Here is a 24554-nt window from a genome sequence, read left to right on the forward strand (position 1 = left end):
TTCCATTCTGGTTAAAACGTGGTGAAGTTTATCAGAAATGATTGGTTTCTAAAATCGATAAATAATAACGTGGAATATACTATATATTTATTGTTTATGTGTTAATCATTTTCGAGAATTATCATTCTGTTTAAAAACAGCTTGTGTCGCATTCTTCAGTCTGAGGGGCGTAAAGTGAAGGGAAGCGTTAAAACGTCAGCAATTGGAGGTGGTCGTTTTCATGTTTGTTAAGTGGGGGAGAGTGACCCCCACTTTTATTCCACAGTAAGTGTCAGCCGATTAACCTACGTATGCGGCCAGCATCTCCTGTGCTGCCAGTTTGCCTAACGCATTTGCTGCGAAAGGACTGTCACCGGTTAAAAGTTTACGATCTTTGTGTACCCGGCCGGTAATATCATCATTGACGATGTTCATGCCCATTTTCTTCAGTTCTTCACCAAAGTACCAGGTCAGATGACCCGGCATGTAGCCAATCTCTGGCGTTTGTTTGTCTGCAGCGTCAGGGAATGCGCAAATTGAATAACCATTTAATGGGTTATCGCCGTGGCGAAGCGCCAGAAAGGCTGCCGGACCGTGGCAAAGGGAGATAACAAAACGGTCATTTTCAATTGCCCACCGCAGAGCAGCAGCCACGTCTTTGCTTTCTGGTAAACCAATGAGTGCACCGTGACCGCCAGGAACAAAGATTGCTGCGTATTCGCTGTCTGCGTTGAGGCTGGCAACAACATCTGCCAATTTTTTCGGATTGCGGAACAGAGATTTGTGCTGCTCAAAGAATGGCATAATTTTTTCATCTTTCCGCGGCATAGCCCAATATTCAAATTTTGTCATCAGGCCAGAAAGCGTCGCAACCTCGAACTCGAAACCAGCAGCATGCAGATGATATAACGGCAGCAACGTTTCAATCGGATGGTTTCCTGTTGAGAAGAGCTTACCATTATCGGTTGGCAAATAGCGTTCATCGGCGGCGATTACCAGGATTTTTTGCTTTCCGCTATACGGTTTTGGATAGTCTACCCCATCAAGATCAGAAATCGGGCTGGTATATTGGCCTAACGAATATTCTGACGGGAAGAAAGCATTATCTTCAGCCATATCGATTTGCGGATTCTTACTTTGTTGAACAGTCATAGTGTATTCCTTGTTGTTACTTATGTAGGTTAGTCACTATATTCGCGACTGAGCTGGTTGCTATTTTTAACCAGATAGGAAATTGGAGTCAATATATCGAAAGCGGTATGCAAGGGGGAGTGTGCGATGACTATGCTGCACTTGTGTAGGATATTAGTCATGCCAATTTTCTCCTTATTGCGTAAAGTGGTTAGAATTGGTGTTAATTTATTTTAGTCTATTTTTCAGAAATCAGGATATTGACTCACTGGTAGCACAATTTTTAATTGTGGAGATTTTTTGTGCTCACGTGATGCTTAGAGCGGCACGGGGGGGGGCTGACAACCGAGTGATTTGCCTGAGGCCTGCTTAAGATAGGTAAATGCTGGAGCAAAGAATCTCCCCGGAACATGCGATGAGAGTGTAAGTTAAGAAAATGAGATTATTAGCAAAAAAATAATCGTAAAACTGTCTGGCACGAAAGATTATCGCGAAAGAATGATGATCCAGATTAAGGTTTAACTGATGACAGATATGATTAATTACTTGTCATCAGATGTACTCTTTGCGCAATTTGCCAGAGGGGATGGGCTGGAGACTAAAGTGGGGCAGCAACGATAACTTTTCTAAAGATAATGACATAAATATAGCATTAAAAATATGCACTAATCATTCAAGCGCAGTTGATTAATATTGAATTTTTTCAGGGAATACCTATGTACCGAAATATTGTTATTCCGGTGAATGTTTTTTCTCGGGATGATAGAGAGCAAGCGTTTTTTCATGCGCAATTTTTCGCCAATGTTTCTTCTGGGCATGTTCACTTACTTGGCTTTATACCGGAATATTTAAGAGTTCTCGAGCGTGGGTATATTTCTGATATGCATCGTTTTAAAGAAGCTCTACGTGGGCAGGCTGTGTGCCGTTTAGCTCATATAGCAGAACAACTGGTTTTGCCTGAAGGATTTATTCATACATATGTTCATTTCGGCACTCTTCCGGAAGGTATAAAGGAACTTGCTGAACAACAACTGGCTGATGTTATTGTGCTGGGAGCTACGCAGGAATTAGGGTTTATCGACATGCTACGGCAGTTTAGCGTGCCGCTGTTGGTGATTTGATGTGGGATATAAAAAAGCCTGAATTCGATGAGGGACGAACTCAGGCCGATATTATGTTTTACAGTTACGTGCCGCGGCGCGTTGGCTGATTAGAACTGGTAGACTAAGCCCACAGCAACGATATCGTCGGTCGCGATGCCGTTTTCTTTGTAGAAGTCGTCGCCGTTGTCCAGCAGGTTGATTTTATAATCAACATAGGTGGACATGTTTTTGTTGAAATAGTAGGTCATACCGATATCAACATATTTAACCAGGTCTTTGTTGGTGTAATGATGATTACCCTGGCTGTCAAAGTTATCACTATTTACACCGCCTAAATCCTTACCTTTTGATTGCAGGTAAGCGATGGACGGACGCAGACCGAAGTCGAACTGATACTGAGCAACAACTTCGAAGTTTTGGGTTTTGTTAGCGATAGCATCAGCATCACCGTAACCAGTCATGTTACGGGTTTCAGCATACATGGCTGCTAAGTAAACGTTATTAGCGTCGTATTTAGCGCCAACGGTCCATGCTTCTGCTGTTTGACCGCCAGCAGTTGCATCGAAGCGATCTCCATAACGAGTGTTATGAGTACCTTTGTGAACCTGGTTATCGGTACGGTCAGAGTTAGAATATGCAGCACCCAGACTTAAACCGAAGTCAAAGTCATAGGAAGTTGACATACCGTAACCGTCGCCGTTCTCTTTGGCCAATTTACGGCCATTACCGTTACCGGAACCTTCTTGATCAAATAATCCGCTTTTTTCGTTATTACCCTGGTATTGCAGAGCAAAGTTCAGACCATCAACCTGGCCAAAGAAGCCATTGTTACGGTAGGTTGCAACGCTGTTAGCACGACCGTTCATGAAGTTGTCGGCGCCAGCATAGGTATCTCCACCAAATTCTGGCAGCATATCGGTCCATGCTTCTACGTCATATACGACACCGTAGTTACGACCATAGTCGAAAGTGCCGTTCTGACCGAAACCAAAGCCTGCAAATGCCAGACGCGTTGCGGTATTACCCTTGTCACTTTCCGGGCCGTTTGCACCAATGTTAAATTCCCACTGACCATAGCCAGTGAACTGGTCAGCGATCTGGGTTTCACCTTTGAAACCGATACGGGCATATGACATGTCGCCATCACTGCCAGAGTCATCAGAGAAGTAGTGCAGACCCGCTACTTTTCCGTATAAATCCAGTTTATTACCATCTTTATTATAGACTTCAGCCGCATTTGCTGCGCCAGCAACTAATAACGCCGGGACCAGCATTGCCAGAACTTTTCTTTTCATTATGTATTCCCTTGTGATTATAATCTTCATGAATATATCAATAAGTGCCGTTATCCAAAAAAAAGCACATTTGGATACTATTCTATGAAGTTCATTTTATTTTAAAGATTACATGTAACAAATGTATTTAAAAGATTTCAAAATGTTTCTATTCTATTTAATATAATTCATAATTATGAATTTCAGACATAAGCATTCATCATATTTATATTTGTATATCAATTGGTTATTGTTCTTTTGGAAGGATGGATTACATCAATGATTGTTGAACTAAAGACTGAGTGTGATCTACTGCACATTAATGAACGCATAAAAAAAAGCCGGCATCATGCCGGCCCAAAAAAATATAAACAAGACGATAAAAGGCTAATAACGTAGTCATCATGACACAGAAAACAAAAAAGGTATAATTGTATTCAATGCCAATATATTCAAAATATGAATTAATCAATTATGCCCAAACAAAAAACAAATGCCTTCCGACTTGTTTTTTCTGCACATAATGTCAGTGGTTAAGATTCATATATTTGTTCAAAAAATGAGTGAGACTTGACTGGCTCGACCGATGTGGAAAAATGTGACTTTTATCACATAACAGTATAAGTCTGAATTTTCCGGGTTATCTCAAAATGGAGTATGGTTCGACAGCAATGGAAGAAAGACTCTCTCGCAGCCCTGGCGGCAAACTGGCTTTATGGGCTTTCTATACCTGGTGTGGTTATTTTGTCTGGGTAATGGCGCGTTACATCTGGGTAATGAGCCGCATCCCCGATGCCCCCGTGTCTGGATTTGAAAGTGATTTAGGTTCAACTGCGGGTAAGTGGTTAGGTGCGTTAGTGGGATTTTTGTTTATGGCCATGGTCGGTGCGTTGTTGGGCGGCATTGCCTGGTACACGCGACCTCGACCCGTACGTAACAGACGCTATGAGTAAAAACTGCTAAGGTTGCGACTCTTTGGCAGCGGAGCGCATATGGACTTACAACACTGGCAGGCACAATTCGAGAACTGGTTGAAGAGCCATCATCAGTATCAGGACGCGGCCCATGACCTGTGTCATTTTCGCCGCGTCTGGGCGACGGCACAAAAACTGGCGGTAGATGAAGACGTGGACATGCTGGTGATTTTAACCGCCTGTTATTTTCACGATATCGTGAGTCTGGCGAAAAATCATCCGCAACGACAGCAATCTTCAATGCTGGCAGCAGAAGAGACGCGTCGCCTGCTATGTGAAGAGTTTGCGCAATTTCCAGCGGAGAAAATAGAGCCCGTTTGTCATGCCATTGCCGCACACAGTTTCAGTGCGCAAATTACGCCCTTAACGGCGGAAGCTAAAATCGTGCAGGATGCGGACCGGCTGGAAGCCTTAGGCGCGATTGGCCTGGCGCGTGTGTTTGCGGTTTCAGGCGCGTTGGGTGTGGCGCTGTTTGATGGCGAAGATCCGTTCGCGCAGCATCGCCCGCTCGATGATAAACGTTACGCGCTGGACCACTTCCAGACCAAGCTGCTAAAACTACCCCAAACGATGCAAACCGCGAAAGGTAAACAACTGGCGCAACACAACGCCCGTTTTCTGGTGGAGTTTATGGCCAAACTTAGTGCGGAACTGGCGGGGGAGAATGAAGGTATCGATCACAACGTGATTAATGCGTTTTCGCCAGCTGACTGCGCGCGTGGCCCTAAACCGATGTAATTATGTTAACCTGTCGGCCATCTCATATGGCCGGTTAAATCTATGCAGGAAAATATTTCAGTAACCGATTCATACAGCACCGGGAATGCCGCACAGGCAATGCTGGAGAAACTGCTGCAAATTTATGATGTTAAAACGCTGGTGGCGCAACTTAATGACGTCGGTGAGAACCACTGGAGCGCGGCGATTTTAAAACGTGCGCTGGCGAATGACTCGGTATGGCACCGTTTAAGTGAAAATGAGTTCACCCACCTGCAAACGTTGCTACCCAAACCGCCAGCACATCATCCACATTATGCGTTTCGCTTTATCGATCTCTTTGCCGGGATTGGTGGTATCCGTCGCGGTTTTGAGTCAATTGGCGGTCAGTGCGTATTTACCAGTGAATGGAATAAACATGCGGTGCGCACCTATAAAGCCAACCATTATTGCGATCCGGCAACTCATCATTTTAATGAAGATATCCGTGACATCACCCTGAGTCATAAAGAGGGTGTAAGTGATGACGCGGCGGCGGAACATATCCGTCAGCACATTCCTGAACACGATGTTTTACTGGCCGGTTTTCCTTGCCAGCCGTTTTCACTGGCTGGCGTATCGAAAAAGAACTCGCTTGGGCGGGCGCACGGTTTTGCCTGCGATACCCAGGGGACGTTGTTCTTTGATGTGGTGCGCATCATCGACGCTCGTCGTCCGGCGATTTTTGTGCTCGAAAACGTTAAGAACCTGAAAAGCCACGACCAGGGTAAAACGTTCCGCATCATCATGCAGACGCTGGACGAACTGGGCTATGACGTTGCCGATGCAGAAGATAACGGCCCGGACGATCCGAAAATCATCGATGGCAAACATTTTCTACCACAGCATCGTGAGCGCATCGTGCTGGTGGGCTTCCGTCGCGACCTTAATCTGAAAGAAGATTTCACTCTGCGTGACATTAGCGATTGTTTCCCGGTGCAGCGAGTGACGCTGGCGCAGTTGCTGGACCCGATGGTCGAAGCGAAATATATCCTGACGCCGGTGCTATGGAAGTATCTCTATCGCTATGCGAAAAAGCATCAGGCGCGCGGTAACGGCTTCGGTTATGGGATGGTTTATCCGAACAATCCGCAAAGTGTCACGCGCACGCTTTCTGCCCGTTATTATAAAGACGGCGCGGAAATCTTAATCGATCGCGGCTGGGATATGGCGACAGGTGAGAAAGACTTCGACGATCCGCAGAATCAGCAACATCGCCCACGAAGATTAACGCCTCGCGAATGCGCGCGTCTGATGGGCTTTGAAGCGCCGGGAGAAGCGAAATTCCGTATACCGGTTTCTGATACGCAAGCCTATCGTCAGTTCGGTAATTCGGTGGTAGTACCGGTCTTTGCCGCGGTGGCAAAACTGCTCGAGCCAAAAATTAGACAAGCGGTGGCGTTGCGTCAGCGAGAAACACAACATGGCCGATGTTCACGATAAGGCCACGCGTAGCAAAAATATGCGCGCGATTGCCACGCACGATACGGCAATCGAGAAACGTCTCGCCAGCCTGTTAACTGAGCAGGGGCTGGCGTTTCGTGTTCAGGAGGCCAATCTTCCCGGACGTCCGGATTTTGTCCTTGATGAATTTCGCTGTGTGATATTTGCCCACGGTTGCTTCTGGCACCATCACCATTGCTACCTGTTTAAAGTCCCCGCCACGCGAACAGATTTTTGGCTGGGGAAGATTGGTAAAAATGTCGAGCGCGATCGGCGCGATATCAGTCGTTTGCAGGAACTCGGCTGGCGCGTGTTGATTGTCTGGGAATGTGCGTTACGCGGGCGGGAGAAATTAACGGACGCGGCACTTACCGAGCGTCTGGAAGAGTGGATCTGCGGCGAGGGCGCCAGCGCGCAGATCGACACTCTGGGGATTCATTTACTCGCTTGATGCATCCTGAATGACGGGAGCGACAACGGGTTTAGCCGGAAAGAGATATTTCCCCAACGTGACCAGCACCACGGCGAAAACAATCACTCCTAGCGCCAGCCATTCAATCTTCGACAGCGTTTCGCCGCCCAGACCCGTACCCAGCAATACCGCGACCACGGGATTAACATAGGCGTAGCTGGTGGCCAGAGCCGGACTGACATTGCGGATTAAATACATATAAGCGTTGATGGCGATAATCGAGCCAAACAGCGTCAGATAGCCGACTGCAAGGAAACCAGAAAGCGAAGGGACTGCTGTCAGTTTTTCACCCGCAATCATCGACGCAATCATTAACACTACGCCTGCCGCCAGCATCTCAATGGCACCTGCCATCATCCCTACCGGTAAGGTAATGCGCGAGCCATAAACCGACCCAAACGCCCAGCTAATTGAGCCGATTAAAATCAGCATTGCACCCCACGGGTTACCGCTTAAATTACCGCCACTATTGAGCATGATGATCCCGGCAAGCCCAATGGCGATACCCACCCATTCCAGTTTGCGCGTTTTAATGCCAAACAGGCGGCTGAAGCAAAGAGTAAAGAGTGGCACCGTTGCCACCACCACGGCGGCAATGCCGGAAGGGACGTTTTGATGTTCGGCAACCGTCACCATACCGTTACCGACAGCCAGCAGTAACAGGCCAATAAGCGCGGCGTTGAGCAGGGGACGTAGCGGCGGCAATTTGTGCCCACGCAGCAGTAAAAACGCCATCAATAAAAGACCTGCTGCCAAAAATCGCACCCCCGCCATCATTAACGGTGGCCAGCTTTCAACGCCAATCCGAATGACAAAATAGGTCGAGCCCCAAATGATATACAACGCAAACAGCGCGCCAAAAAGCGGTAACAACTGGCGGAAACGCATAATCCCTCACGGTGGAAATAAAAAGGTGGTTCATAGTAAACGTGAAAATCATTCTGCTGGCGAGAGATATAATTGAGCTTGATTGTTAAAAAAATGTTGACCTGTGAAGCAAGTATCAGGCAAGCCGATTTTGCTTCATACTTAGCGCGTCAACGATAAAAATGAGAGGGAATGCTTTTGGCCGGGAGTAGTTTATTGACGTTGCTCGATGATATCGCCACTTTGCTGGACGATATCTCCGTGATGGGCAAGCTGGCGGCGAAGAAAACCGCCGGTGTATTAGGGGATGACTTGTCGCTTAATGCGCAACAAGTTTCAGGTGTGCGTGCCAACCGGGAACTTCCTGTGGTCTGGGGCGTGGCGAAGGGATCGCTAATCAACAAAGTGATTCTGGTGCCGCTGGCGCTGATCATCAGTGCATTTATCCCGTGGGCAATTACGCCACTGTTGATGATTGGTGGTGCGTTTCTCTGCTTTGAAGGGGTAGAGAAAGTGCTACATATGCTGGAGGCGCGTAAACACAAAGAGGATCCGGCGCAGAGTCAGCAGCGTCTGGAAAAACTGGCGGAGCAAGACCCGCTCAAGTTTGAAAAGGACAAAATAAAAGGGGCCATTCGCACCGATTTTATTTTGTCTGCGGAAATTGTCGCCATAACGCTGGGCATTGTGGCGGAAGCGCCGCTGATTAATCAGGTGCTGGTGCTCTCAGGGATAGCTCTGGTGGTAACGATTGGCGTGTATGGCCTGGTGGGGATTATCGTTAAGATTGATGACCTGGGCTACTGGCTGGCAGAAAAGTCCAGTACGTTGATGCAGGCATTGGGTAAGGGGCTGTTGATTATCGCGCCCTGGCTGATGAAAGCATTATCGGTTGTCGGCACGCTGGCGATGTTCCTGGTGGGTGGCGGCATTGTGGTGCATGGCATCGCGCCGCTGCATCATGCCATTGAACATTTTGCCGAACAGCAGAACGCGCTGGTGGCGATGATATTACCGACTGTTTTAAATCTGATTCTTGGATTTATCATCGGTGGCATCGTGGTGCTGGGAGTGAAAGTGGTAGCGAAAATGCGCGGCCAGGCACATTAAAATTCACATTGGCTGTTATGCAAAATTCGCCATCCTCGACTAAGGTGAACAAGTTTCACTCGAAAAAAGGAGGCGAGTATGAGCTTTATGGTTAGTGAGGAAGTCACGGTAAAAGAGGGCGGCCCGCGGATGATTGTCACCGGGTATTCCAGCGGTATGGTTGAGTGCCGGTGGTATGACGGTTATGGGGTCAAGCGGGAAGCTTTTCATGAAACCGAGCTTGTTCCGGGGGAGAGGAGTTGTTCGTCGGAAGAAGTTTGAAAGTGTGCAATTAACACCAGGCCGGATAAGGCGTTCACGCCGTATCCGGCAGTTGTGCCAGCGTCTGCATGGAGTGCCTGATGCGACGCTGTCGCGTCTTATCATGCCAGGGTTATACAAATAATCGATATCTGGCGATAGAATCAAAAGTAGGCCGGATAAGGCGTTCACGCCGCATCCGGCAGTCCTGCCAGCGTCAATATCGAAGGCCTGATGCCTCGTATCATGCCAACATTATAAAATTATCGTTGTTTGGCGGTACGCTATCGCCAGGTTATGCCAGAATCATTAAAAAGCAGGTTGGGAGTCGTCAGGGTGCAGCACGAGACAAAAATGGAAAACCAGAGCTGGCTAAAAAAACTCGCGCGCCGCCTGGGGCCAGGTCATGTCGTTAATCTGTGTTTTATCGTGGTGTTGATCTTCTCCACTTTGCTCACCTGGCGTGAAGTCGTGGTGCTGGAAGACGCCTATATCTCAAGCCAGCGTAATCATCTGGAAAACGTTGCCAACACGCTCGATAAGCAATTGCAATATAACGTCGATAAACTGATTTTTTTGCGTAATGGAATGCGTGAAGCCCTTGTTGCGCCGCTGGATTTCACCTCTATGCGAAACGCTGTTGTCGAGTTTGAACAACATCGCGACGAGCACGCCTGGCAAATCGAACTCAACAGACGACGCACTCTGTCAGTAAACGGTGTCTCGGATGCGTTAGTGAGCGAGGGAAATCAGCTTTCTCGCGAAAATGAATTACTCGACAATGAAATTACTGCCGCACTGGAAGTCGGCTACTTACTACGACTGGCGCACAACTCTACTTCGATGGTTGAACAGGCAATGTATGTCTCACGCGCCGGATTCTACGTTTCGACGCAGCCGACGTTGTTTACCCGAAATATCCCTACGCGTTACTACGAATTTGTCACACAACCCTGGTTTATCGGCCAATCAGAACGAGAAAATCGTCAACGTGGCGTACGTTGGTTTACCTCTCAGCATGACCATAACAATGTTACTGAACCGCAGGTCACCGTAAGCGTGCCGGTCGACAGTAATAATTACTGGTATGGCGTGTTGGGGATGAGTATCCCTGTGCGCTCAATGCAGCAATTTCTAAAAAACGCTATTGATAAAAACCTGGATGGCGAATATCAGCTCTACGACAGTAAACTGAAATTATTAACTTCCTCTAACCCGGAACACTCGGCGGAGGATCTCTTTGATCCTCGAGAGCTGGCATCTCTGGCGCAGGCTATGGAACACGATACGCGCGGTGGCATCAGGATGAGCAGTCGCTATGTTAGCTGGGAGCGACTGGACCATTTTGACGGCGCATTGGTGCGCATTCATTCGCTCAGTGAAGGTGTGCGTGGTGATTTCGGCAGCATCAGCATTGCGTTAACCCTTCTGTGGGCGCTCTTTACGACGATGTTACTTATCTCCTGGTATGTGATTCGCCAGATGGTCAGCAATATGTTTGTCCTGCAAAGCTCGTTGCAGTGGCAGGCGTGGCATGACACCTTAACGCGCTTGTATAACCGTGGCGCATTGTTCGAAAAAGCGCGTCCGCTTGCCGAATTGTGTCAGATACACAAACATCCGTTTTCTGTCATCCAGGTCGACCTTGACCATTTTAAAGCGATTAATGACCGCTTTGGTCATCAGGCAGGCGATCGTGTGCTGTCGCATGCTGCCGGATTAATCAGTCATTCATTGCGTTCACAGGACGTTGCCGGCCGCGTGGGCGGCGAGGAGTTTTGTGTGATTCTGCCTGGCGCTAACCTGGCGCAGGCAACGGAAGTGGCCGAACGTATTCGCCTGAAGCTGAATGAAAAAGAGATGTTGATCGCCAAGAGCACGACCCTACGCATCAGTGCTTCGCTGGGGGTGAGTAGCAGTGAGGAAACCGGCGATTATGATTTTGAACAATTACAGTCTCTGGCCGACCGACGGTTGTATCTTGCAAAACAAGCGGGGCGCAATCAGGTTTGCGCCAGCGATAGCCCTTAACTGGCCGTGAAAAAGTGATCCAGTCCTTCGCGCCAGCCTTCCGGTCCTTCTCGCTGTGTCCGCAAGACACGGGCCGGATCCTCATTTTGCAAATGCACGCCTTCCCGGTTTAGCCCTTTTACGATTACCGCATAATCCATCACTTCCAGTAATGGTGCGTCATTTGGGCCATCGCCTAAGCCAAGCGTGGTCGGACGTTTTCCACTCGATTGCTGATATGCCGCAATGATCCAGTTGGCTGCCTGATCTTTCCCGGCTGAGACATCCAGCACATGCCAGAAACGCGCACCTTGCACAAACTGCAAGCCCAGTTCATTCAGGCGAGCGGTAAATTGCGCCATCCGCTCGTCACTGTCGCGCCAGATAAGCGTGACAGAAGCCTCATGCAACTGCGTCAGTGCGGCCTGGCTGTGGCTTAATCCCGTCCATTCAGCGATGGTTGTATCATCGACGTCATCAAAGGTGGTGAATTTGAAGTGTTCTTTCTCACGCAGCGTATTTAATACCAGGCTGATTTCACTATGAGCAATCCCCGAGATGATGCGTGGAAAGCCGTCCAAATCCTGCCAGTGTTGATCCAGTTGGATCACCGCGCCGTTCTCTGCAATGAGTGACAATCCTTGCAGACCTAACATCTTTTGCAGGTACAGCATCTCAGCCGAGGTTTTACTACTACACAGGATCACGGGGATATCCGCTTCCCGCAGGCGGATTAACCAGGAGGCGGCAGGTTGCCAGTCATAGCTATGACTGTCCAACAGGGTGCCATCAAGATCGGTGAAAATCAGCAGCGGTTGATGAATTGAAAGCATGATCGCGCAGTACTCCCTTTGCCGGATATTTCTTAAAACAGCACGAATTATAAAAAATCGTTTTTTGGGAGCGATCACGTGAACGCCAGAGCCTCCAGGGGGTGACGCGGATCACACTTCCATTCATTAGTGACGTTAATCATTCATATCAAGAATATTTTCTTGTCAGCCTAAAAAATTGCGGATAAGGTGATGAACGCATCAGATTTCCTGGTGTAACGAATTTTTTAAGTGCTTCTTGCTTAAGCAAGTTTGATCCCGACCCCAACAAGGGTCGGGATTTTTTTATCACGCATTTAGCGATTCACTTCAGAGACGCTAAAGTCATGAATATCAAGTTCAAAGGCATCGGCTAATTCACGCCATGTATGATATTCACGGCCATCGACGCTGACGTGTTCTGAATCGTTCTGGCTGCGATGAACTTCGCTTTCGCTAATTTCATTGATCGCCGCCAGCAGGGCATCGACATCGACGCTGACCTCACGTTTTGCGGTATCGCTGTACTCTTTTGCGGTTTTCATCATCTATCCTCGCAACCGTTGCTTATATGTTGCTGCCGACACGTCATGTCAGCCAGGCATTTCTTAAGTATAGACCGTTGAGAAAATCAGCACTCGCACGCGCCTGGCGCTGTCAGAAAAACGAAATTGTTCTAAACTGGCACAAAGCCACAGGAGGAAAACGATGAAGGTGAATGATCGGGTAACAGTCAAAACGGATGGCGGTCCGCGTCGTCCTGGCGTGGTACTGGCAGTTGAGGAGTTTAGTGAAGGCACAATGTACCTGGTTTCGCTGGAAGACTACCCGCTCGGCATCTGGTTCTTTAATGAAGCAGGGCATCAGGATGGTATCTTTGTGGAGAAAGCAGAGTAATTTCTGTCAGCCTGACTGGTGGAATACCACCAGTCAGTATGCCCTAGCGCATGTTGACAAAAATACCATTTGTCACATTATCCGTCAGTCGGACGACATGGTAGATAACCTGTTTATTATGCGTTTTGATCTTACGTTTAATATTGCCTTTATGCGATGAAACGGTCTTGGCTTTAATATTCATTTGGTCGGATATTTGAATCGTTCCCTGGCCAGCCATCCACATTCGCAACATACTCGATTCGGTCCGGCTTAATGATAGCGTTGGCATATTTAAAATGCTGGCCATCGTTGTCTCTTTTTTCAGAATATCGCCAAGGATATCATCAAGAGATTCCGGTTTAATCGATTTGGAACTGATCAATAAATTTTTTCTGACCAATAGATATTCATCAAAATGAACATTGGCAATTGCCATAAAAACGATAAATAACGTATTGGGATGTTGATTAATGATGTACTTGATACGTTGACTGTTAGAAGCATCGTGGATAAAACAGTCCTCATTAATAAACACCACTGAAGGGTGCTGTGAATCACAAGCGATGGCAAGGTCATCAACGGTTTCAATGTCGTTGATTTCTCTTTTTTTCACCCCTCTACTCAACAGATACCCGGTCAAACCCAGCCGGGTGTAACTACATAAATCCATAATAATCGTTGACATGGCATACCCTCACTCAATGCGTAACGATAATTCCCCTTACCTGAATATTTCATCATGACTAAACGGAACGACATGGGTCACCTAATGCGCCACTCTCGCGAATTTTCAGGCGGACTTACTATCCCGTAAAGCGTTGTATAATTTGCCTGGAATTGTCTTAAAGTAAAGTAAATGTTGCGATATGTGAGTGAGGTTAAAACAAATATTTCGCCACAGGAGTATCCTGGAAGATGTTCGCTGGTATTATTTTTCGGATAATCCTTAGGATAACAAGAGAAACATTAGGGAATCATATTACAGGCAATTCGCTGATAATATCCGCCAGCAAATTAAAAATTTCACTAAATAAATGTTCGCAAAAAGGAGCAATTAACGGCATTAATGCCGCCATTAATGAGATGCCGACAGTCAACGTTAATGGAAAACCAATAACAAAAATTGATAATTGCGGGGCCATGCGATTCAGTAAACCTAATGCCAGATTCAGGGTCAGCAACAGGGTAATCAGCGGTAACGCCAGCATCAACCCGTTAAGGAAAATCAGACTCCCTGCTTTGGTGAGTGCCAGAAATGCATTGCTGTTCAGCGGTTCGCCACCAATGGGTAGAGTGTGAAACGTATCGACCAGCAGTGAAATCAACCATAAATGACCGTTAAATGTCAGGAACAGCAGTAACGCCAGCATATCCATAATGCGCGCTAAGACGGGCATATTGAGATGGCTGCCAGGATCGACGAACGTCGCAAATGACAGCCCCATTTGCAGACCGATAATTTCGCCAGCGGTTCGAACAGCGGCAAAGGCAAATTGCATGGTAAAGCCAAGTGCAATGCCAATCAGGATTTGCTGCACCGCCAGCCATAGGGCATAGAACGAAAAAACGGCAACATCGTTGGCGGGGATTGCCGGAGCAATGGCGAACGTGATCATCATTGCGAGGCCTAGTTTTACCCGTTTTGGCACGCTGCGTTCGCTCAAAATGGGCGCGGTGGAGATCAGCGCCAGCACACGCAGTAATGGCCAGAAATACAGGCTTAACCAGGAAAGCCATTGATCGCTTGTTACCTGCAACATTACATCGATTACCCGATGATATACGGCAGGTTAGTGAATAAGGTACGAACGTAATCCAGCAACAGGTTGAGCATCCACGGTCCGGCAATAATAATGGCGATAAATACGGCGATAATTTTCGGAATAAACGACAGCGTCATTTCGTTAATCTGCGTGGCGGCCTGCAAAATACTGATGATAAGACCGGTGACCAACGCCACCAGCAACAGCGGGGCAGCCAGTGCCAGCGCGACTTTCATCGCTTCTGTCCCCATCATCATGACCGATTCGGGTGTCATTTGGCCTCTCTAGCTGTAAAAGCTCTGCGCCAGTGAACCGACCAGCAATTGCCAGCCATCCACTAGTACAAACAGCATCAGTTTAAACGGCAGAGCAATGGTCGCGGGGGGAACCATCATCATCCCCAATGCCATCAACACGCTTGCAATAACCAGGTCGATAATCAAAAACGGAATGAAAATCGTGAAGCCTATCTGGAAGGCGGTTTTCAACTCGCTGGTCACGTAGGCCGGGAGCAAAATGCGCATCGGTACTGCTTCAGGTCCCTGCAACGGGCCGGTATTCGCCAGCCTGGCAAACAACCCTAAATCCGCCTCGCGGGTCTGACGCAGCATAAACTCACGCAGTGGCTGCGCCCCTTTTTCCAGCGCCTCCTGCATTGATATTTTCTCTTCGCTGAACGGCTGATACGCATCGACATAAATTTTGTCGATTACTGGAGACATAATAAAAAAGGTCAAAAACAGCGCCAGCCCCAGCAATACCTGGTTGGGCGGCGCGGAGGGCGTTCCCAGAGCGTTACGCAATAAACCAAAAACAATGATGATGCGGGTGAAGCTGGTCATCATCAGTAAAATTGCCGGAATAAAAGTCAGCGAGGTGATGAACACCAGCGTCTGCACCGGGAGTGACCAGCTTTGTCCACCGCCAGGCAGCGGCTGGCTGGTGATGCCAGGCAGTTGAGCAAAGGCGAGGGGAGTAAACAGCCAGAGAAGGGCCGGTGCGGCAGACAAGAGACGACGCATCAGGCTCTCCCGCCACGCTTAAGTAAATTTTTCATGACCGACTGAAAATCGGCTTGAGGTAACTCTTCCGTTGGCGCAGAAGGGGGAAGTTTATGCAGCAGATTGATTTGCCCGGCAGTAACGCCGAGCACCAGTCGCGCATCTTCCACATCGACCACCACGACCCGTTCACGCGCCCCCAACGAGGCACTAGCGCTGACTTTCAGCCCGTTCGTGCCATTACGTTTGGGAGCAAATCCCAGCCTTTTTACCAGCCAGGCCGCCGCGAGGATCAGGACAATAATGGCAATTAGCGCGCCGCTCACCTGAAGGAGCGGAGCAGCAGAAACCGGCGCGGAAGGTTGTACAGTAGCGTGGTTATTCATCACTAACGGCTCAGGCGGCGCATCCGCTCGGACGGGGTAATGATATCGGTGATCCGCACGCCATATTTATCAGCGACTACGACAACTTCGCCCTGAGCAATTAAATAACCGTTGATCAGAATATCCAGTGGTTCGCCCGCCAGACCGTCCAGCGCTACTACTGACCCTTGCGTCAGACGCAACAACTCTTTGATGGTCATTCGTGTGCGGCCCAGTTCGACGGTCAGCTTAACCGGAATATCCATAATCAGGTCGATATCCTGCAATGTTCCACTGACGTCGCCGCCGCCAAGCTGCTGGAACACCGCTTCAGCCGCGCTTTTGCCGCTTGTTGATTTTTGTTCGCTCAACGCTTCCGCCCACAGATCGTCCATTGCGCCGCTGTTGTCATCGGCCGGATTATTCAAGTCACTCATTTGGGCTGTTCCTCGTTCAGAGAATTCAAAATCGGGTTAATCAAATGTTCTATCCGTAACGCGTACTGACCGTTGATGGTGCCGTACTGGCTGGTTAGTACCGGAACGTCGTCAACATGGGCGATAATGCGATCGGGTTTTTCAATCGGCAGGACATCGCCGGGCTTCAGCTTTAAAATCTGCGACAGGCGCAGTGAAATATCGGCAAAGTTGGCAACCAGCTCCAGCTGTGAATGTTGCACCTGGCGCACCAGGTTATCGCGCCAGTTCTGATCTTCATTACGCGAGTTTTCCAGCGGCGGGTTAACCAACAATTCCCTCAGTGGCTCGATCATGCTGAATGGCAGGCAGATATTAAATTCGCCGGTCAGGTTGCCAATCTCCACATGGAACGGCGTGTTAACCACAATGTCGTTCGGTGAGGTGGTGATATTGGTAAATTTCACCTGCATTTCGGAACGCACGTACTCGACTTCCAGCGGATTAATCGCCTTCCACGCGTCGCTATAGCCTTCAAGTGCCAGCTTCAACATGCGATTAATGACGCGCTGTTCGGTATGAGTAAACTCGCGACCTTCTACTTTGGTAGGGAAGCGTCCATCGCCGCCAAACAGGTTATCCACGGCGATAAACACCAGACTCGGCGAAAACACCACCAGCCCTGTTCCGCGCAGCGGTTTCAGATGGATAAGGTTCAGGTTGGTCGGCACCGGCAGGTTGCGGGCAAATTCATGGTACGGCTGTATGCGGATGGCCCCGACGGTAATGTCCGGGCTACGGCGCAGCAGGTTGAACAGCCCCATACGAAAATGGCGGGCAAAACGTTCATTGATGATTTCCAGCGCCTGTAACCGTTCGCGAACAACCCGGCGTTGCGTGTTGGGATCGTACGGACGAATGTCACTTTCGCCGCTAACACTGGTTGTCGGTTCGTCTTTGACCTCGCTGTCGCCATTCAACAGCGCATCAATTTCAGCTTGAGAAAGAATACTATCGCCCATGTCGTTATCGCAGAATAAAAGCGGTATACAGCACGTCGGTGACATCCTGTTTCGGTTGCCCGGCAACAAGCGGGGGGGAGAGTGTGGCTTTAATTGCGGCAATCAGTTTTTGCTTGCCTTCTTCCGTTGCCAGCACGGCGGCATCCTGGCGCGAAAACAGTAACAGCAAGCGACTGCGGACTTCCGGCAAATACTCGCTCAGCCGCGAACGGGTGGCTTCATCTTTCAGCCGCAGCGTTATGCCGATATAAAGTACGCGATCTGCATCGCCAAGATTGACCGTAAAAGTGTCCAGCGCATAGAAGACAGGTGAGAGTACGACGCGTTGCTGTGCTTTGTCGCCAGCGGTCACTTGTTGCGAATGCCAGTAGCTGTAACCCGCGCTGGCACAGGCCGCGAGAGTGATGAATACCAGGATCGGGAGCCAAAGCGATCGCCTGCTTTTCTTGCTTATCGCGTAATCAGTCATGTGTTGCGGTCTTCCTGTGTCGCTACTGCTTATCGGCTAATTATCCTGCGTCTTAAGTGTGGCAAAGCGGGGAAAAGACGCGGATTAAGGTGTTACCTCTGGCGTTAGGCGAAAATATCGACGCCACTATTGCCCGATGAAACTCTCTGGAGAGTTGTGGGAACTGGCAATGCATCGTCATCCTCGGTTGTCAGGCGTTCATGGCCTGATGTGCGTGGACGTTGTTGTTGCTCGGAAGCTGCCTGCTGCTGACCGCTAAAACTCTCTCCGCTGATATTGCTCTGCCCCAACTGAATTCCGCTTTCTGCCAGTTGTGTGCGCAGTACCGGCAAAGCCGCTTCCAGAGCGGCGCGCACGTGCTGATGCGGTGAAACCATCTGAATTTGCGCCTGGTTGTCATCCACCTTAAGGGAGATTTGCACTTCGCCTAAATCTTGCGGATGCAAACGCAGTTCGGCACTTTGTTGCCCCTGGCGGGTAAACAGCGAAATATGCTGGCTTAAGGATTGTTGCCATTCGTGGGAACCCAGCGGTGCGCTCAAAACAGGCGCTGCGACGGTGGGCAGTGGCTGCGTCTGGTGCGGAGTAATTAGCGGACTGGTGACAGTAGTAACAGGTGAAGGCGTGCTGATGATCTCCGCTTTACTCTGGGCTTCAGCGACCAGCGGTGTTAATGGCTGATCTGGCGCGCCAGGGGCGTCGTCAGGTTGAGCTGTTGCGAGTTGCGCGGTAGTCAGTTTTGCTGAGAGTGCTTGCTTCTGCGTCGGTAACGTTGTTACAGGCGCATCAGTCACTTTGGGGGGATTGTCAAAACCGGGCAGCATAGCAAAAAGGGCGCTCAGGCTGGCGACAGCATCTTCATTAAGGTCATCCGTTTTATCGTCGGCGACCGTTTCCTTTTCTGGCATGGCTGCCAGCGTATTAACCAGAGCCGTCGTCAGCGGCGTTGTATCGGGTCGTGCTGCGGTTATTTCAGCCAGCGTTTCGTCAGTAGCGATGTGTAAATCAGACGGCAATACCCCGGCCAGAATTTCGTTGGCGCGTTCTTTACCTTGCGCGTGTGGGGTATCCACTGCAACCTGAAGCAATGGCGAAGCTTTGCCTGGTGCTGCATCTCCTGCTAATGCCCCGCTCAACAACGCAAGAAAATCCTGTGCCGTGTCAGTGGCGCTAGCACCGGGCAATGTGGATGTGTCAACGTCAGCGGTAATCAAGGGCGCTAAACGAATCATTCAGTTTTCCTCATGGCGGCGCGCTGGGCGAACTCGTCCATCTTTTTCTGAACGAGGCGGTTTTCTGCTAACAGGGCCGCCGTGGATTGCCGTTCCTGGAGGGTCTGCCAGGCCTGCAAGCGTTGTTTCTTTTCTCGCCAGCTGTTCAGAGCAATGTCAACTTTCTGCGTCCACTGATTAAGCTGCTGGCGGTGCTGGGTAATGGCCTTTTCCAGCGTCTGAATGAACTGCTGGTAGTTGATCCAGCGATTACTGGTCATTCCTGCACTCATGTCGTTGTTCAGGTTGCTGCGATATTCGTTTTGATAATCGATCAGCATTTTGAGTTGTTCTTCCGCTTGCTGACATCCGCGACGCATTTCACCCAGCAGGCGGGCCGCATTATCCACCTCTTTTTCTGCCAGATCTTTCAGGGTCGCCAGGGCGCCATGTTCTGCCATCTGTTGCTATCTCCTGCGTAATCACACCGTCGGAAAAATACGTTCCAGCCCCTGGAGAGAGTCTTCCCAGTCCGCGCGTTCAAAAATGCCTTGTTGCAAATAGCCCTCCAGCTGCGGCCACAAGGCGATAGCTTTATCGAGCATTGGATCGCTGCCTTTGGCATACGCGCCGACGCTAACCAGATCGCGGTTACGTTGAAAACTCGACAACAGCTGCTTGAATGTGCGCACTCGCGCGTAATGCTGCTCGCTGATCAACGCCGTCATTGCACGGCTGATTGAGGCTTCAATATCAATCGCCGGATAGTGTCCGGCTTCTGCCAGACGGCGAGACAGCACGATGTGACCGTCGAGGATCGCCCGCGCGGAGTCGGCAATCGGATCCTGCTGGTCATCACCTTCGGTGAGCACGGTATAAAACGCGGTAATCGAGCCGCCGCCACTGATTCCGTTTCCGGCACGTTCGACCAGCGCCGGTAATTTGGCGAATACCGACGGCGGATAACCTTTGGTGGCGGGTGGTTCGCCAATCGCCAGCGCAATCTCACGCTGGGCCATCGCGTAGCGGGTGAGGGAGTCCATAATCAGCAACACATGCTGACCACGATCGCGAAAATCTTCGGCAATGCGCGTGGCATAGGCGGCACCCTGCATTCGCAGGAGCGGAGAAACATCCGCCGGAGCGGCAATCACCACGGAGCGCGCACGCCCTTCGGCACCGAGAATATTTTCAATAAAATCTTTTACTTCTCGCCCACGTTCACCAATCAAACCAACGACGATCACATCGGCACGGGTGTAGCGCGCCATCATTCCCAGCAGCACACTTTTACCGACGCCGGAACCGGCAAACAGCCCCATACGCTGCCCGCGCCCAACGGTAAGCAGGGCATTAATCGGGCGCACGCCCGTATCCAGCACATGCTCAATCGGTGTACGTTGCAACGGGTTAAACGGCGGGGTAATCAGGGCGCCAGTTTCCGTCGTATCGGGGGAGGGCAGACCATCGAGCGGTTTACCGCTGCCGTCCAGAACGCGACCTAATAACGCCGGACCAAGTGGAAGCTGCTTGCCGCTTTGCAGCCCATCGCCGGAGATATTTTTGGCGTAAACGCGTGCGCCGGGCAGCACGCCTTCCACTTCCTCCAGCGGCATTAAAAACAGCCGTTGACCGTTAAAGCCAACCACTTCGCTTTCTACTTCGTGCGTTTCAGTGCCGTTCTGTCGTTCAATGACACAGGTTGCGCCGAGCGGCAGTTGCAATCCGGTGGCTTCCAGCACCAGCCCGGTGGCGCGGGTTAATCGCCCGTAGCGACGCACCGCAGGCAACTGCGCCATTTTGGCTTCGAAGTTATCCAGCGAGGTTAGCCAGCGAGTCAGCCGCGTGGTCATTACACCACTCCTGGCGCTGCCAGACGGCAGAGTTCTTGCCAGCGGGTGGCGACACTGGCGTCGAGATCGCCTTCATCAGCGGAGACTTTACAACCGCCAGGATGGAGGGTCGGGTCGCCGCGCAAGCGCCAGCCATGCAAACTTAAGGTTGCGCCGAGCATCTCATCAACACGTTGCAGATCATCCGGATGCACGCGTAGCTGCGGTTTGCCACTGAATAACGGTTCTTGCTGCAACAACTGTTGGATCTGTTTGATCAGTGCCGAGTTGTCCACCGTTGGCGTCTGGCCGATCACCTGACGCGCTGCCTCCAGCGCCATCTGCATCAGGCGCGAAGCAATCACACTATCAAGCGCATCAAGGGTGGTCTGAAACTCGCTGACCAGTTGCTGCATCCGGGCATGAATTGGCGCTTGTTGAGACTTCGCCTCTGCCAGTCCTTGTTCCAGCCCCTGAGCCAGACCTTCCTGATAGCCTTGTTCATGGCCTTGCTGGCGACCTTCGGCAATCCCCGCCTGATAACCTTGCTCGTGGGCCTGCATTTGCAGTTGCGCCAGTTGTTGCTCAAGGCTGGGTTCGGCCTCTTCAGTGACGGTTTCTTCTGGCTCCATCAGTGGCACAAACTCCGCCAGGGGTGGCGCGAGATCGTCCGGTGTCCAGGTTTTCCACGGCAGATTATCAGACATAGGTATCCTCGCCGCTGCCAATCACCATCTCGCCGGTTTCGGCAAGGCGGCGCACAATCAGCAGAATCGCTTTCTGTTCGTTTTCCACCTGCGACAGACGCACCGGACCACGGTTGGCAAGATCGTCGCGCAGAATATCGGCGGCACGCTGCGACATATTGCGCAGGAATTTCTCGCGCAGTGGCTGCTCGGCCCCTTTCAGCGCGATCAGCAGCGATTCGGAATCCACTTCCTGCAACAGACGCTGGATGCTGCGATCGTCGACATCCACCAGATTTTCGAACAGGAACATCTCGTCGATGATTTTCTGCGCCAGTTCGCCGTCAAATTCACGCACGGCGGTAATAACCGCTTCTTCCTGCTGAGTTTTCATCAGGTTGATAATTTCCGCTGCTGTTCTCACGCCGCCCATTTTGCTGCGTTTGAGATTCTGGCCATCGAGCAGGCCATTCAGCACTTCTGTCAGTTCAGCCAGCGCGGCAGGTTGTACGCCGCCAAAGGTAGCGATACGTAGCATCACGTCGTGGCGCAGACGTTCATCGAACAACGCCAGAATATCGGCGGCTTGAGCGCGTTTCAGATGCACCAGAATGGTGGCGATAATCTGCGGATGTTCATCGCGAATCAGATCGGCGGCGCTCTGCGGCTCCATAAAGTTGAGCGTTTCAATACCGCTGGCAGTGTCGCGGGTTTCGAGAATATCTTCCAGCAGGCTGGCGGCACGCTCTTCGCCCAGCGCTTTGACCAGCACTGAACGCAGATAATCATTGGCGTTAATATTCAGTGCGGCAAACTGTTCGGCTTCTTGTTCAAACTCTGCCAGTACTTCAGTTAACTGTTTGTTGGAGATCTGCGAGACGTTCGCCATTGCCGCGCTCAGGGTCTGCACTTCTCGTTGGGACAGGTGCTTGAATACCTCTGCCGCCCGGTCTTCGCCAATGGTCATCAGCAGAATGACGCTTTTATCGGTGCCTGTCAGGTTACTCATGATCGTTATTTATCCACTGGCGAATGACCAGCGCCACTACGCGCGGATCGTTATCAGACATGTCGCGGATGCGCTGGCTCATTACCTCAGCCCCCAGACGTTGGTTAGCGCGGCGTTGTTGCAGTTGTTCGTCTTTGCTCAGGCGTACTTCCACTGCATCTTCCGTCTCCTGGCGAGTTTGTGTCTGTTGCTGAACGGCTTTCACCACCTCAGCGCGGCGGATTAATTGCGGACGTACCGCTTTACGCCACAGCAGCCACGCCACCAGCAGTACCAGCAACCAGCGACCGGCAGCCAGCAACTGATCGATAAACGCTTGTTGTTGCCAGAACGGCAACTCACCACCACTTTCATCACTACTGGTAAACGGCGAGTTGACGACATTGAGCGAATCACCGCGTTTTTCCGAAAAGCCCATTGCCTCGCGGGTCAGATCATCAATTTGTTTCATCTGTTCGGCGCTCAGTGGCAACGGTTTGCCATCCGGCAGCGTTTTGTAATTCACCACTACCGCGACAGACAGACGTTGCACGTCGCCGACGTTCATTTTGGTATGACGAATGGTGCGATCGACTTCGTAGTTGCTGGTTTCATTACGCTGTGTGCTGCGCGGCCCACTATTGCTGGTGGTGCTCGTCTGTTGCTGGCGATTGTTTTGATTTGCCGGAGGCGTACTGATCGGCGCGTTATTTGCGGGCGCGGGTTGATTAGATAATGCCCCCGGCACGCCGCCCGGATAACCGGAACCGCTTTGCTCGCTTTCATTCAGTTGACGGGAACGAAGTGCTGCCTGTGACTCATTGCCATTAGGGCGATACTGCTCTTCTGTTTGCTCTTTACTGGCGAAATCCAGCTGCGCTGTGACTTGCGCATGAATATTGCCGTTGCCGACAATAGGCGACAGAATTGCTTCAATACGACGCTGAATGCGGCCTTCGACATCGCTGGTATATTTCAACTGAACGTCATTGAGATCGCGCCCGCTGGTGTTGGACTGGGTTAACAGATGCCCACCTTGATCCACCAGCGTAACGTTACCCGGTGGCAGCCCAGCTACTGCACTGGAAACCAGATGCACAACGGCGCTAATTTGCCCTTCATCCAGCGCACGTCCTGGCAATAAATTCACAGTCACCGATGCGGAAGGGGATTTTTGTTCACGGACAAATAAAGACGGTTTCGGCATCGCCAGATGCACGCGCGCCCCTTTTACCGGGCCGATAGTTTCGATGGTACGAGAAAGCTCGCCTTCCAGCGCTCGCTGATAATTCACCTGTTCGCTGAACTGGCTGATACCAAACTTTTCCTGATCGAGCAGCTCAAAGCCGACCGCCCCGCCTTTAGGTAAGCCTTGCTGCGCCAGACGCAGACGCAATTCGTGAACCTTATCCGCCGGAACTTCAATTGCACCACTGGCTTCACTAAAGCGGTAGGGGATGTTCATCTGCGTCAGTTGGCTGACGATCGCGCCACCATCCTGATCGGAAAGGTTGCTGAATAACGTGCGGTAATCAGGGGCTTTTGCCCATAGAACTAACGCGACTATCACTGCCACAGCAGCGGAACCAGCAACAATCAAAGGGATTCTCGGATTCGCGCGTAGGCGATTAAGCCACTCAAGAGATTTTGTCTGGGCTGCAGTCGTATTCATCGCGCACCTCGCGGCAGATGAAAGACGGCGTTATTGGCAAAGTGGAACAAGACGCACTCCCGGGTCAGCAAACTCGAAA

At 50.5% G+C, this 24554-nt stretch carries 28 protein-coding genes; 9 read left to right on the forward strand and 19 right to left on the reverse strand.

Features of this window, described 5'->3' with window-relative positions; translation table 11 throughout:
• Positions 1–279: 279 nt before the first annotated feature.
• Complete coding sequence (hchA, locus tag AACU94_RS06565) at positions 280–1131, reverse strand: glyoxalase III HchA (protein WP_135489141.1); 852 nt, start codon at positions 1129–1131, stop codon at positions 280–282.
• 695 nt (positions 1132–1826) lie between these two features.
• Between hchA and AACU94_RS06570 the strand changes: the two genes are divergently transcribed.
• Positions 1827–2231: a universal stress protein gene (locus tag AACU94_RS06570; RefSeq protein WP_130216439.1), complete on the forward strand. Its 405-nt coding sequence runs from the start codon at positions 1827–1829 to the stop codon at positions 2229–2231.
• An 89-nt stretch (positions 2232–2320) separates the two neighbouring features.
• Here the strand turns inward: AACU94_RS06570 and ompC are convergent, their stop codons facing one another.
• Positions 2321–3508, reverse strand: a complete 1188-nt coding sequence (ompC, locus tag AACU94_RS06575) for a porin OmpC (protein ID WP_135489142.1) — start codon at positions 3506–3508, stop codon at positions 2321–2323.
• 650 nt (positions 3509–4158) lie between these two features.
• Here ompC and drpB point away from each other — a divergent pair.
• From drpB to AACU94_RS06595, 4 genes are read left to right on the forward strand one after another with little or no spacing between them, the layout of a single operon-like run.
• Positions 4159–4440, forward strand: coding sequence for a cell division protein DrpB (gene drpB / locus AACU94_RS06580; protein WP_254446237.1), 282 nt, complete (start codon positions 4159–4161; stop codon positions 4438–4440).
• Positions 4441–4479: 39 nt separating this feature from the next.
• Positions 4480–5199, forward strand: a complete 720-nt coding sequence (locus AACU94_RS06585) for a phosphohydrolase (protein ID WP_135489143.1) — start codon at positions 4480–4482, stop codon at positions 5197–5199.
• Positions 5200–5241: 42 nt separating this feature from the next.
• A complete protein-coding gene (dcm, locus tag AACU94_RS06590; RefSeq protein ID WP_135489144.1) occupies positions 5242–6660 on the forward strand; it encodes a DNA-cytosine methyltransferase in 1419 nt (472 codons plus the stop codon).
• Positions 6641–7111 (forward strand): very short patch repair endonuclease, encoded by a 471-nt coding sequence (locus AACU94_RS06595; RefSeq protein WP_135489145.1) that lies wholly within the window; start codon positions 6641–6643, stop codon positions 7109–7111. The genes dcm and AACU94_RS06595 overlap by 20 nt, the downstream gene beginning before the upstream one ends.
• On the opposite strand, the gene yedA is transcribed toward AACU94_RS06595, so the two are convergent.
• Positions 7100–8020: a drug/metabolite exporter YedA gene (yedA, locus tag AACU94_RS06600; protein WP_130259947.1), complete on the reverse strand. Its 921-nt coding sequence runs from the start codon at positions 8018–8020 to the stop codon at positions 7100–7102. The two genes, AACU94_RS06595 and yedA, sit on opposite strands and share 12 nt — an antisense overlap.
• A gap of 171 nt (positions 8021–8191) precedes the next feature.
• Here yedA and AACU94_RS06605 point away from each other — a divergent pair, with 171 nt between their 5' ends.
• The 3 genes from AACU94_RS06605 (at position 8192) to dgcQ (ending at position 11380) form a co-directional block, all read left to right on the forward strand.
• On the forward strand, positions 8192–9109 hold the full coding sequence (locus AACU94_RS06605) for a DUF808 domain-containing protein (RefSeq protein WP_130223633.1): 918 nt from the start codon (positions 8192–8194) through the stop codon (positions 9107–9109).
• Positions 9110–9187: 78 nt separating this feature from the next.
• Positions 9188–9370: a YodC family protein gene (locus AACU94_RS06610; protein WP_130216455.1), complete on the forward strand. Its 183-nt coding sequence runs from the start codon at positions 9188–9190 to the stop codon at positions 9368–9370.
• A gap of 315 nt (positions 9371–9685) precedes the next feature.
• Positions 9686–11380 (forward strand): cellulose biosynthesis regulator diguanylate cyclase DgcQ, encoded by a 1695-nt coding sequence (gene dgcQ, locus AACU94_RS06615; protein WP_135489146.1) that lies wholly within the window; start codon positions 9686–9688, stop codon positions 11378–11380.
• Here the strand turns inward: dgcQ and AACU94_RS06620 are convergent.
• The gene (locus AACU94_RS06620; RefSeq protein WP_135489147.1) at positions 11377–12192 is read right to left on the reverse strand and encodes a mannosyl-3-phosphoglycerate phosphatase-related protein; all 816 of its coding nucleotides are present in this window, start codon (positions 12190–12192) and stop codon (positions 11377–11379) included. The genes dgcQ and AACU94_RS06620 overlap by 4 nt on opposite strands.
• 296 nt (positions 12193–12488) lie before the next feature.
• Positions 12489–12716 carry a peroxide/acid resistance protein YodD gene (gene yodD, locus AACU94_RS06625; protein WP_000844800.1) on the reverse strand — a complete coding sequence of 76 codons (228 nt, stop codon included), beginning with the start codon at positions 12714–12716 and terminating at the stop codon, positions 12489–12491.
• 163 nt (positions 12717–12879) lie between these two features.
• On the opposite strand from yodD, the gene dsrB reads away from it, so the two are divergent.
• Entirely contained in the window at positions 12880–13068 is a 189-nt protein-coding gene (gene dsrB / locus AACU94_RS06630) for a protein DsrB (protein ID WP_000867217.1), read from the forward strand.
• 43 nt (positions 13069–13111) lie between these two features.
• Here the strand turns inward: dsrB and rcsA are convergent, their stop codons facing one another.
• From rcsA to fliF, 14 genes are all read right to left on the reverse strand, one after another.
• Entirely contained in the window at positions 13112–13735 is a 624-nt protein-coding gene (gene rcsA, locus AACU94_RS06635) for a transcriptional regulator RcsA (RefSeq protein ID WP_130216461.1), read from the reverse strand.
• Between the two features lie 289 nt (positions 13736–14024).
• Complete coding sequence (gene fliR / locus AACU94_RS06640; RefSeq protein WP_130216463.1) at positions 14025–14810, reverse strand: flagellar biosynthetic protein FliR; 786 nt, start codon at positions 14808–14810, stop codon at positions 14025–14027.
• 8 nt (positions 14811–14818) lie between these two features.
• Complete coding sequence (fliQ, locus tag AACU94_RS06645; RefSeq protein WP_000187358.1) at positions 14819–15088, reverse strand: flagellar biosynthesis protein FliQ; 270 nt, start codon at positions 15086–15088, stop codon at positions 14819–14821.
• 9 nt (positions 15089–15097) lie between these two features.
• A complete protein-coding gene (gene fliP / locus AACU94_RS06650; protein ID WP_130223627.1) occupies positions 15098–15835 on the reverse strand; it encodes a flagellar type III secretion system pore protein FliP in 738 nt (245 codons plus the stop codon).
• Positions 15835–16200 (reverse strand): flagellar biosynthetic protein FliO, encoded by a 366-nt coding sequence (fliO, locus tag AACU94_RS06655; RefSeq protein ID WP_130223702.1) that lies wholly within the window; start codon positions 16198–16200, stop codon positions 15835–15837. Before fliO ends, fliP begins: the two co-directional genes overlap by 1 nt.
• Positions 16201–16202: 2 nt before the next feature.
• Positions 16203–16616: a flagellar motor switch protein FliN gene (gene fliN / locus AACU94_RS06660; RefSeq protein WP_130223625.1), complete on the reverse strand. Its 414-nt coding sequence runs from the start codon at positions 16614–16616 to the stop codon at positions 16203–16205.
• Positions 16613–17617 carry a flagellar motor switch protein FliM gene (gene fliM / locus AACU94_RS06665; RefSeq protein ID WP_130223623.1) on the reverse strand — a complete coding sequence of 335 codons (1005 nt, stop codon included), beginning with the start codon at positions 17615–17617 and terminating at the stop codon, positions 16613–16615. Before fliM ends, fliN begins: the two co-directional genes overlap by 4 nt.
• A 4-nt stretch (positions 17618–17621) precedes the next feature.
• The gene (gene fliL, locus AACU94_RS06670) at positions 17622–18086 is read right to left on the reverse strand and encodes a flagellar basal body-associated protein FliL (RefSeq protein WP_130223621.1); all 465 of its coding nucleotides are present in this window, start codon (positions 18084–18086) and stop codon (positions 17622–17624) included.
• A 104-nt stretch (positions 18087–18190) separates the two neighbouring features.
• Entirely contained in the window at positions 18191–19318 is a 1128-nt protein-coding gene (locus tag AACU94_RS06675; protein ID WP_135489148.1) for a flagellar hook-length control protein FliK, read from the reverse strand.
• The gene (gene fliJ, locus AACU94_RS06680; RefSeq protein WP_130223617.1) at positions 19315–19758 is read right to left on the reverse strand and encodes a flagellar export protein FliJ; all 444 of its coding nucleotides are present in this window, start codon (positions 19756–19758) and stop codon (positions 19315–19317) included. Before fliJ ends, AACU94_RS06675 begins: the two co-directional genes overlap by 4 nt.
• A gap of 21 nt (positions 19759–19779) precedes the next feature.
• Positions 19780–21150, reverse strand: coding sequence for a flagellar protein export ATPase FliI (gene fliI, locus AACU94_RS06685; protein WP_135489149.1), 1371 nt, complete (start codon positions 21148–21150; stop codon positions 19780–19782).
• The gene (gene fliH, locus AACU94_RS06690; protein WP_135489150.1) at positions 21150–21836 is read right to left on the reverse strand and encodes a flagellar assembly protein FliH; all 687 of its coding nucleotides are present in this window, start codon (positions 21834–21836) and stop codon (positions 21150–21152) included. The genes fliI and fliH overlap by 1 nt, the downstream gene beginning before the upstream one ends.
• Positions 21829–22824 (reverse strand): flagellar motor switch protein FliG, encoded by a 996-nt coding sequence (gene fliG, locus AACU94_RS06695; protein WP_032184453.1) that lies wholly within the window; start codon positions 22822–22824, stop codon positions 21829–21831. The genes fliH and fliG overlap by 8 nt, the downstream gene beginning before the upstream one ends.
• Positions 22817–24475 carry a flagellar basal-body MS-ring/collar protein FliF gene (gene fliF / locus AACU94_RS06700; RefSeq protein ID WP_135489151.1) on the reverse strand — a complete coding sequence of 553 codons (1659 nt, stop codon included), beginning with the start codon at positions 24473–24475 and terminating at the stop codon, positions 22817–22819. Before fliF ends, fliG begins: the two co-directional genes overlap by 8 nt.
• Positions 24476–24554 lie beyond the last annotated feature (79 nt).

Source organism: Escherichia sp. E4702 (genome assembly GCF_963883545.1).
In the GTDB taxonomy this organism is placed as follows: domain Bacteria; phylum Pseudomonadota; class Gammaproteobacteria; order Enterobacterales; family Enterobacteriaceae; genus Escherichia.

What these genes read in the sequence shown, in the direction of transcription:
- hchA (WP_135489141.1), bottom strand. Translation starts at nt 1,131, where the DNA reads ATGACTGTTCAACAAAGTAAGAATCCGCAAATCGATATGGCTGAAGAT.
- AACU94_RS06570 (WP_130216439.1), top strand. Translation starts at nt 1,827, where the DNA reads ATGTACCGAAATATTGTTATTCCGGTGAATGTTTTTTCTCGGGATGAT.
- ompC (WP_135489142.1), bottom strand. Translation starts at nt 3,508, where the DNA reads ATGAAAAGAAAAGTTCTGGCAATGCTGGTCCCGGCGTTATTAGTTGCT.
- drpB (WP_254446237.1), top strand. Translation starts at nt 4,159, where the DNA reads ATGGAAGAAAGACTCTCTCGCAGCCCTGGCGGCAAACTGGCTTTATGG.
- AACU94_RS06585 (WP_135489143.1), top strand. Translation starts at nt 4,480, where the DNA reads ATGGACTTACAACACTGGCAGGCACAATTCGAGAACTGGTTGAAGAGC.
- dcm (WP_135489144.1), top strand. Translation starts at nt 5,242, where the DNA reads ATGCAGGAAAATATTTCAGTAACCGATTCATACAGCACCGGGAATGCC.
- AACU94_RS06595 (WP_135489145.1), top strand. Translation starts at nt 6,641, where the DNA reads ATGGCCGATGTTCACGATAAGGCCACGCGTAGCAAAAATATGCGCGCG.
- yedA (WP_130259947.1), bottom strand. Translation starts at nt 8,020, where the DNA reads ATGCGTTTCCGCCAGTTGTTACCGCTTTTTGGCGCGCTGTTTGCGTTG.
- AACU94_RS06605 (WP_130223633.1), top strand. Translation starts at nt 8,192, where the DNA reads ATGCTTTTGGCCGGGAGTAGTTTATTGACGTTGCTCGATGATATCGCC.
- AACU94_RS06610 (WP_130216455.1), top strand. Translation starts at nt 9,188, where the DNA reads ATGAGCTTTATGGTTAGTGAGGAAGTCACGGTAAAAGAGGGCGGCCCG.
- AACU94_RS06620 (WP_135489147.1), bottom strand. Translation starts at nt 12,192, where the DNA reads ATGCTTTCAATTCATCAACCGCTGCTGATTTTCACCGATCTTGATGGC.
- yodD (WP_000844800.1), bottom strand. Translation starts at nt 12,716, where the DNA reads ATGAAAACCGCAAAAGAGTACAGCGATACCGCAAAACGTGAGGTCAGC.
- dsrB (WP_000867217.1), top strand. Translation starts at nt 12,880, where the DNA reads ATGAAGGTGAATGATCGGGTAACAGTCAAAACGGATGGCGGTCCGCGT.
- rcsA (WP_130216461.1), bottom strand. Translation starts at nt 13,735, where the DNA reads ATGTCAACGATTATTATGGATTTATGTAGTTACACCCGGCTGGGTTTG.
- fliR (WP_130216463.1), bottom strand. Translation starts at nt 14,810, where the DNA reads ATGTTGCAGGTAACAAGCGATCAATGGCTTTCCTGGTTAAGCCTGTAT.
- fliQ (WP_000187358.1), bottom strand. Translation starts at nt 15,088, where the DNA reads ATGACACCCGAATCGGTCATGATGATGGGGACAGAAGCGATGAAAGTC.
- fliP (WP_130223627.1), bottom strand. Translation starts at nt 15,835, where the DNA reads ATGCGTCGTCTCTTGTCTGCCGCACCGGCCCTTCTCTGGCTGTTTACT.
- fliO (WP_130223702.1), bottom strand. Translation starts at nt 16,200, where the DNA reads ATGAATAACCACGCTACTGTACAACCTTCCGCGCCGGTTTCTGCTGCT.
- fliN (WP_130223625.1), bottom strand. Translation starts at nt 16,616, where the DNA reads ATGAGTGACTTGAATAATCCGGCCGATGACAACAGCGGCGCAATGGAC.
- fliM (WP_130223623.1), bottom strand. Translation starts at nt 17,617, where the DNA reads ATGGGCGATAGTATTCTTTCTCAAGCTGAAATTGATGCGCTGTTGAAT.
- fliL (WP_130223621.1), bottom strand. Translation starts at nt 18,086, where the DNA reads ATGACTGATTACGCGATAAGCAAGAAAAGCAGGCGATCGCTTTGGCTC.
- AACU94_RS06675 (WP_135489148.1), bottom strand. Translation starts at nt 19,318, where the DNA reads ATGATTCGTTTAGCGCCCTTGATTACCGCTGACGTTGACACATCCACA.
- fliJ (WP_130223617.1), bottom strand. Translation starts at nt 19,758, where the DNA reads ATGGCAGAACATGGCGCCCTGGCGACCCTGAAAGATCTGGCAGAAAAA.
- fliI (WP_135489149.1), bottom strand. Translation starts at nt 21,150, where the DNA reads ATGACCACGCGGCTGACTCGCTGGCTAACCTCGCTGGATAACTTCGAA.
- fliH (WP_135489150.1), bottom strand. Translation starts at nt 21,836, where the DNA reads ATGTCTGATAATCTGCCGTGGAAAACCTGGACACCGGACGATCTCGCG.
- fliG (WP_032184453.1), bottom strand. Translation starts at nt 22,824, where the DNA reads ATGAGTAACCTGACAGGCACCGATAAAAGCGTCATTCTGCTGATGACC.
- fliF (WP_135489151.1), bottom strand. Translation starts at nt 24,475, where the DNA reads ATGAATACGACTGCAGCCCAGACAAAATCTCTTGAGTGGCTTAATCGC.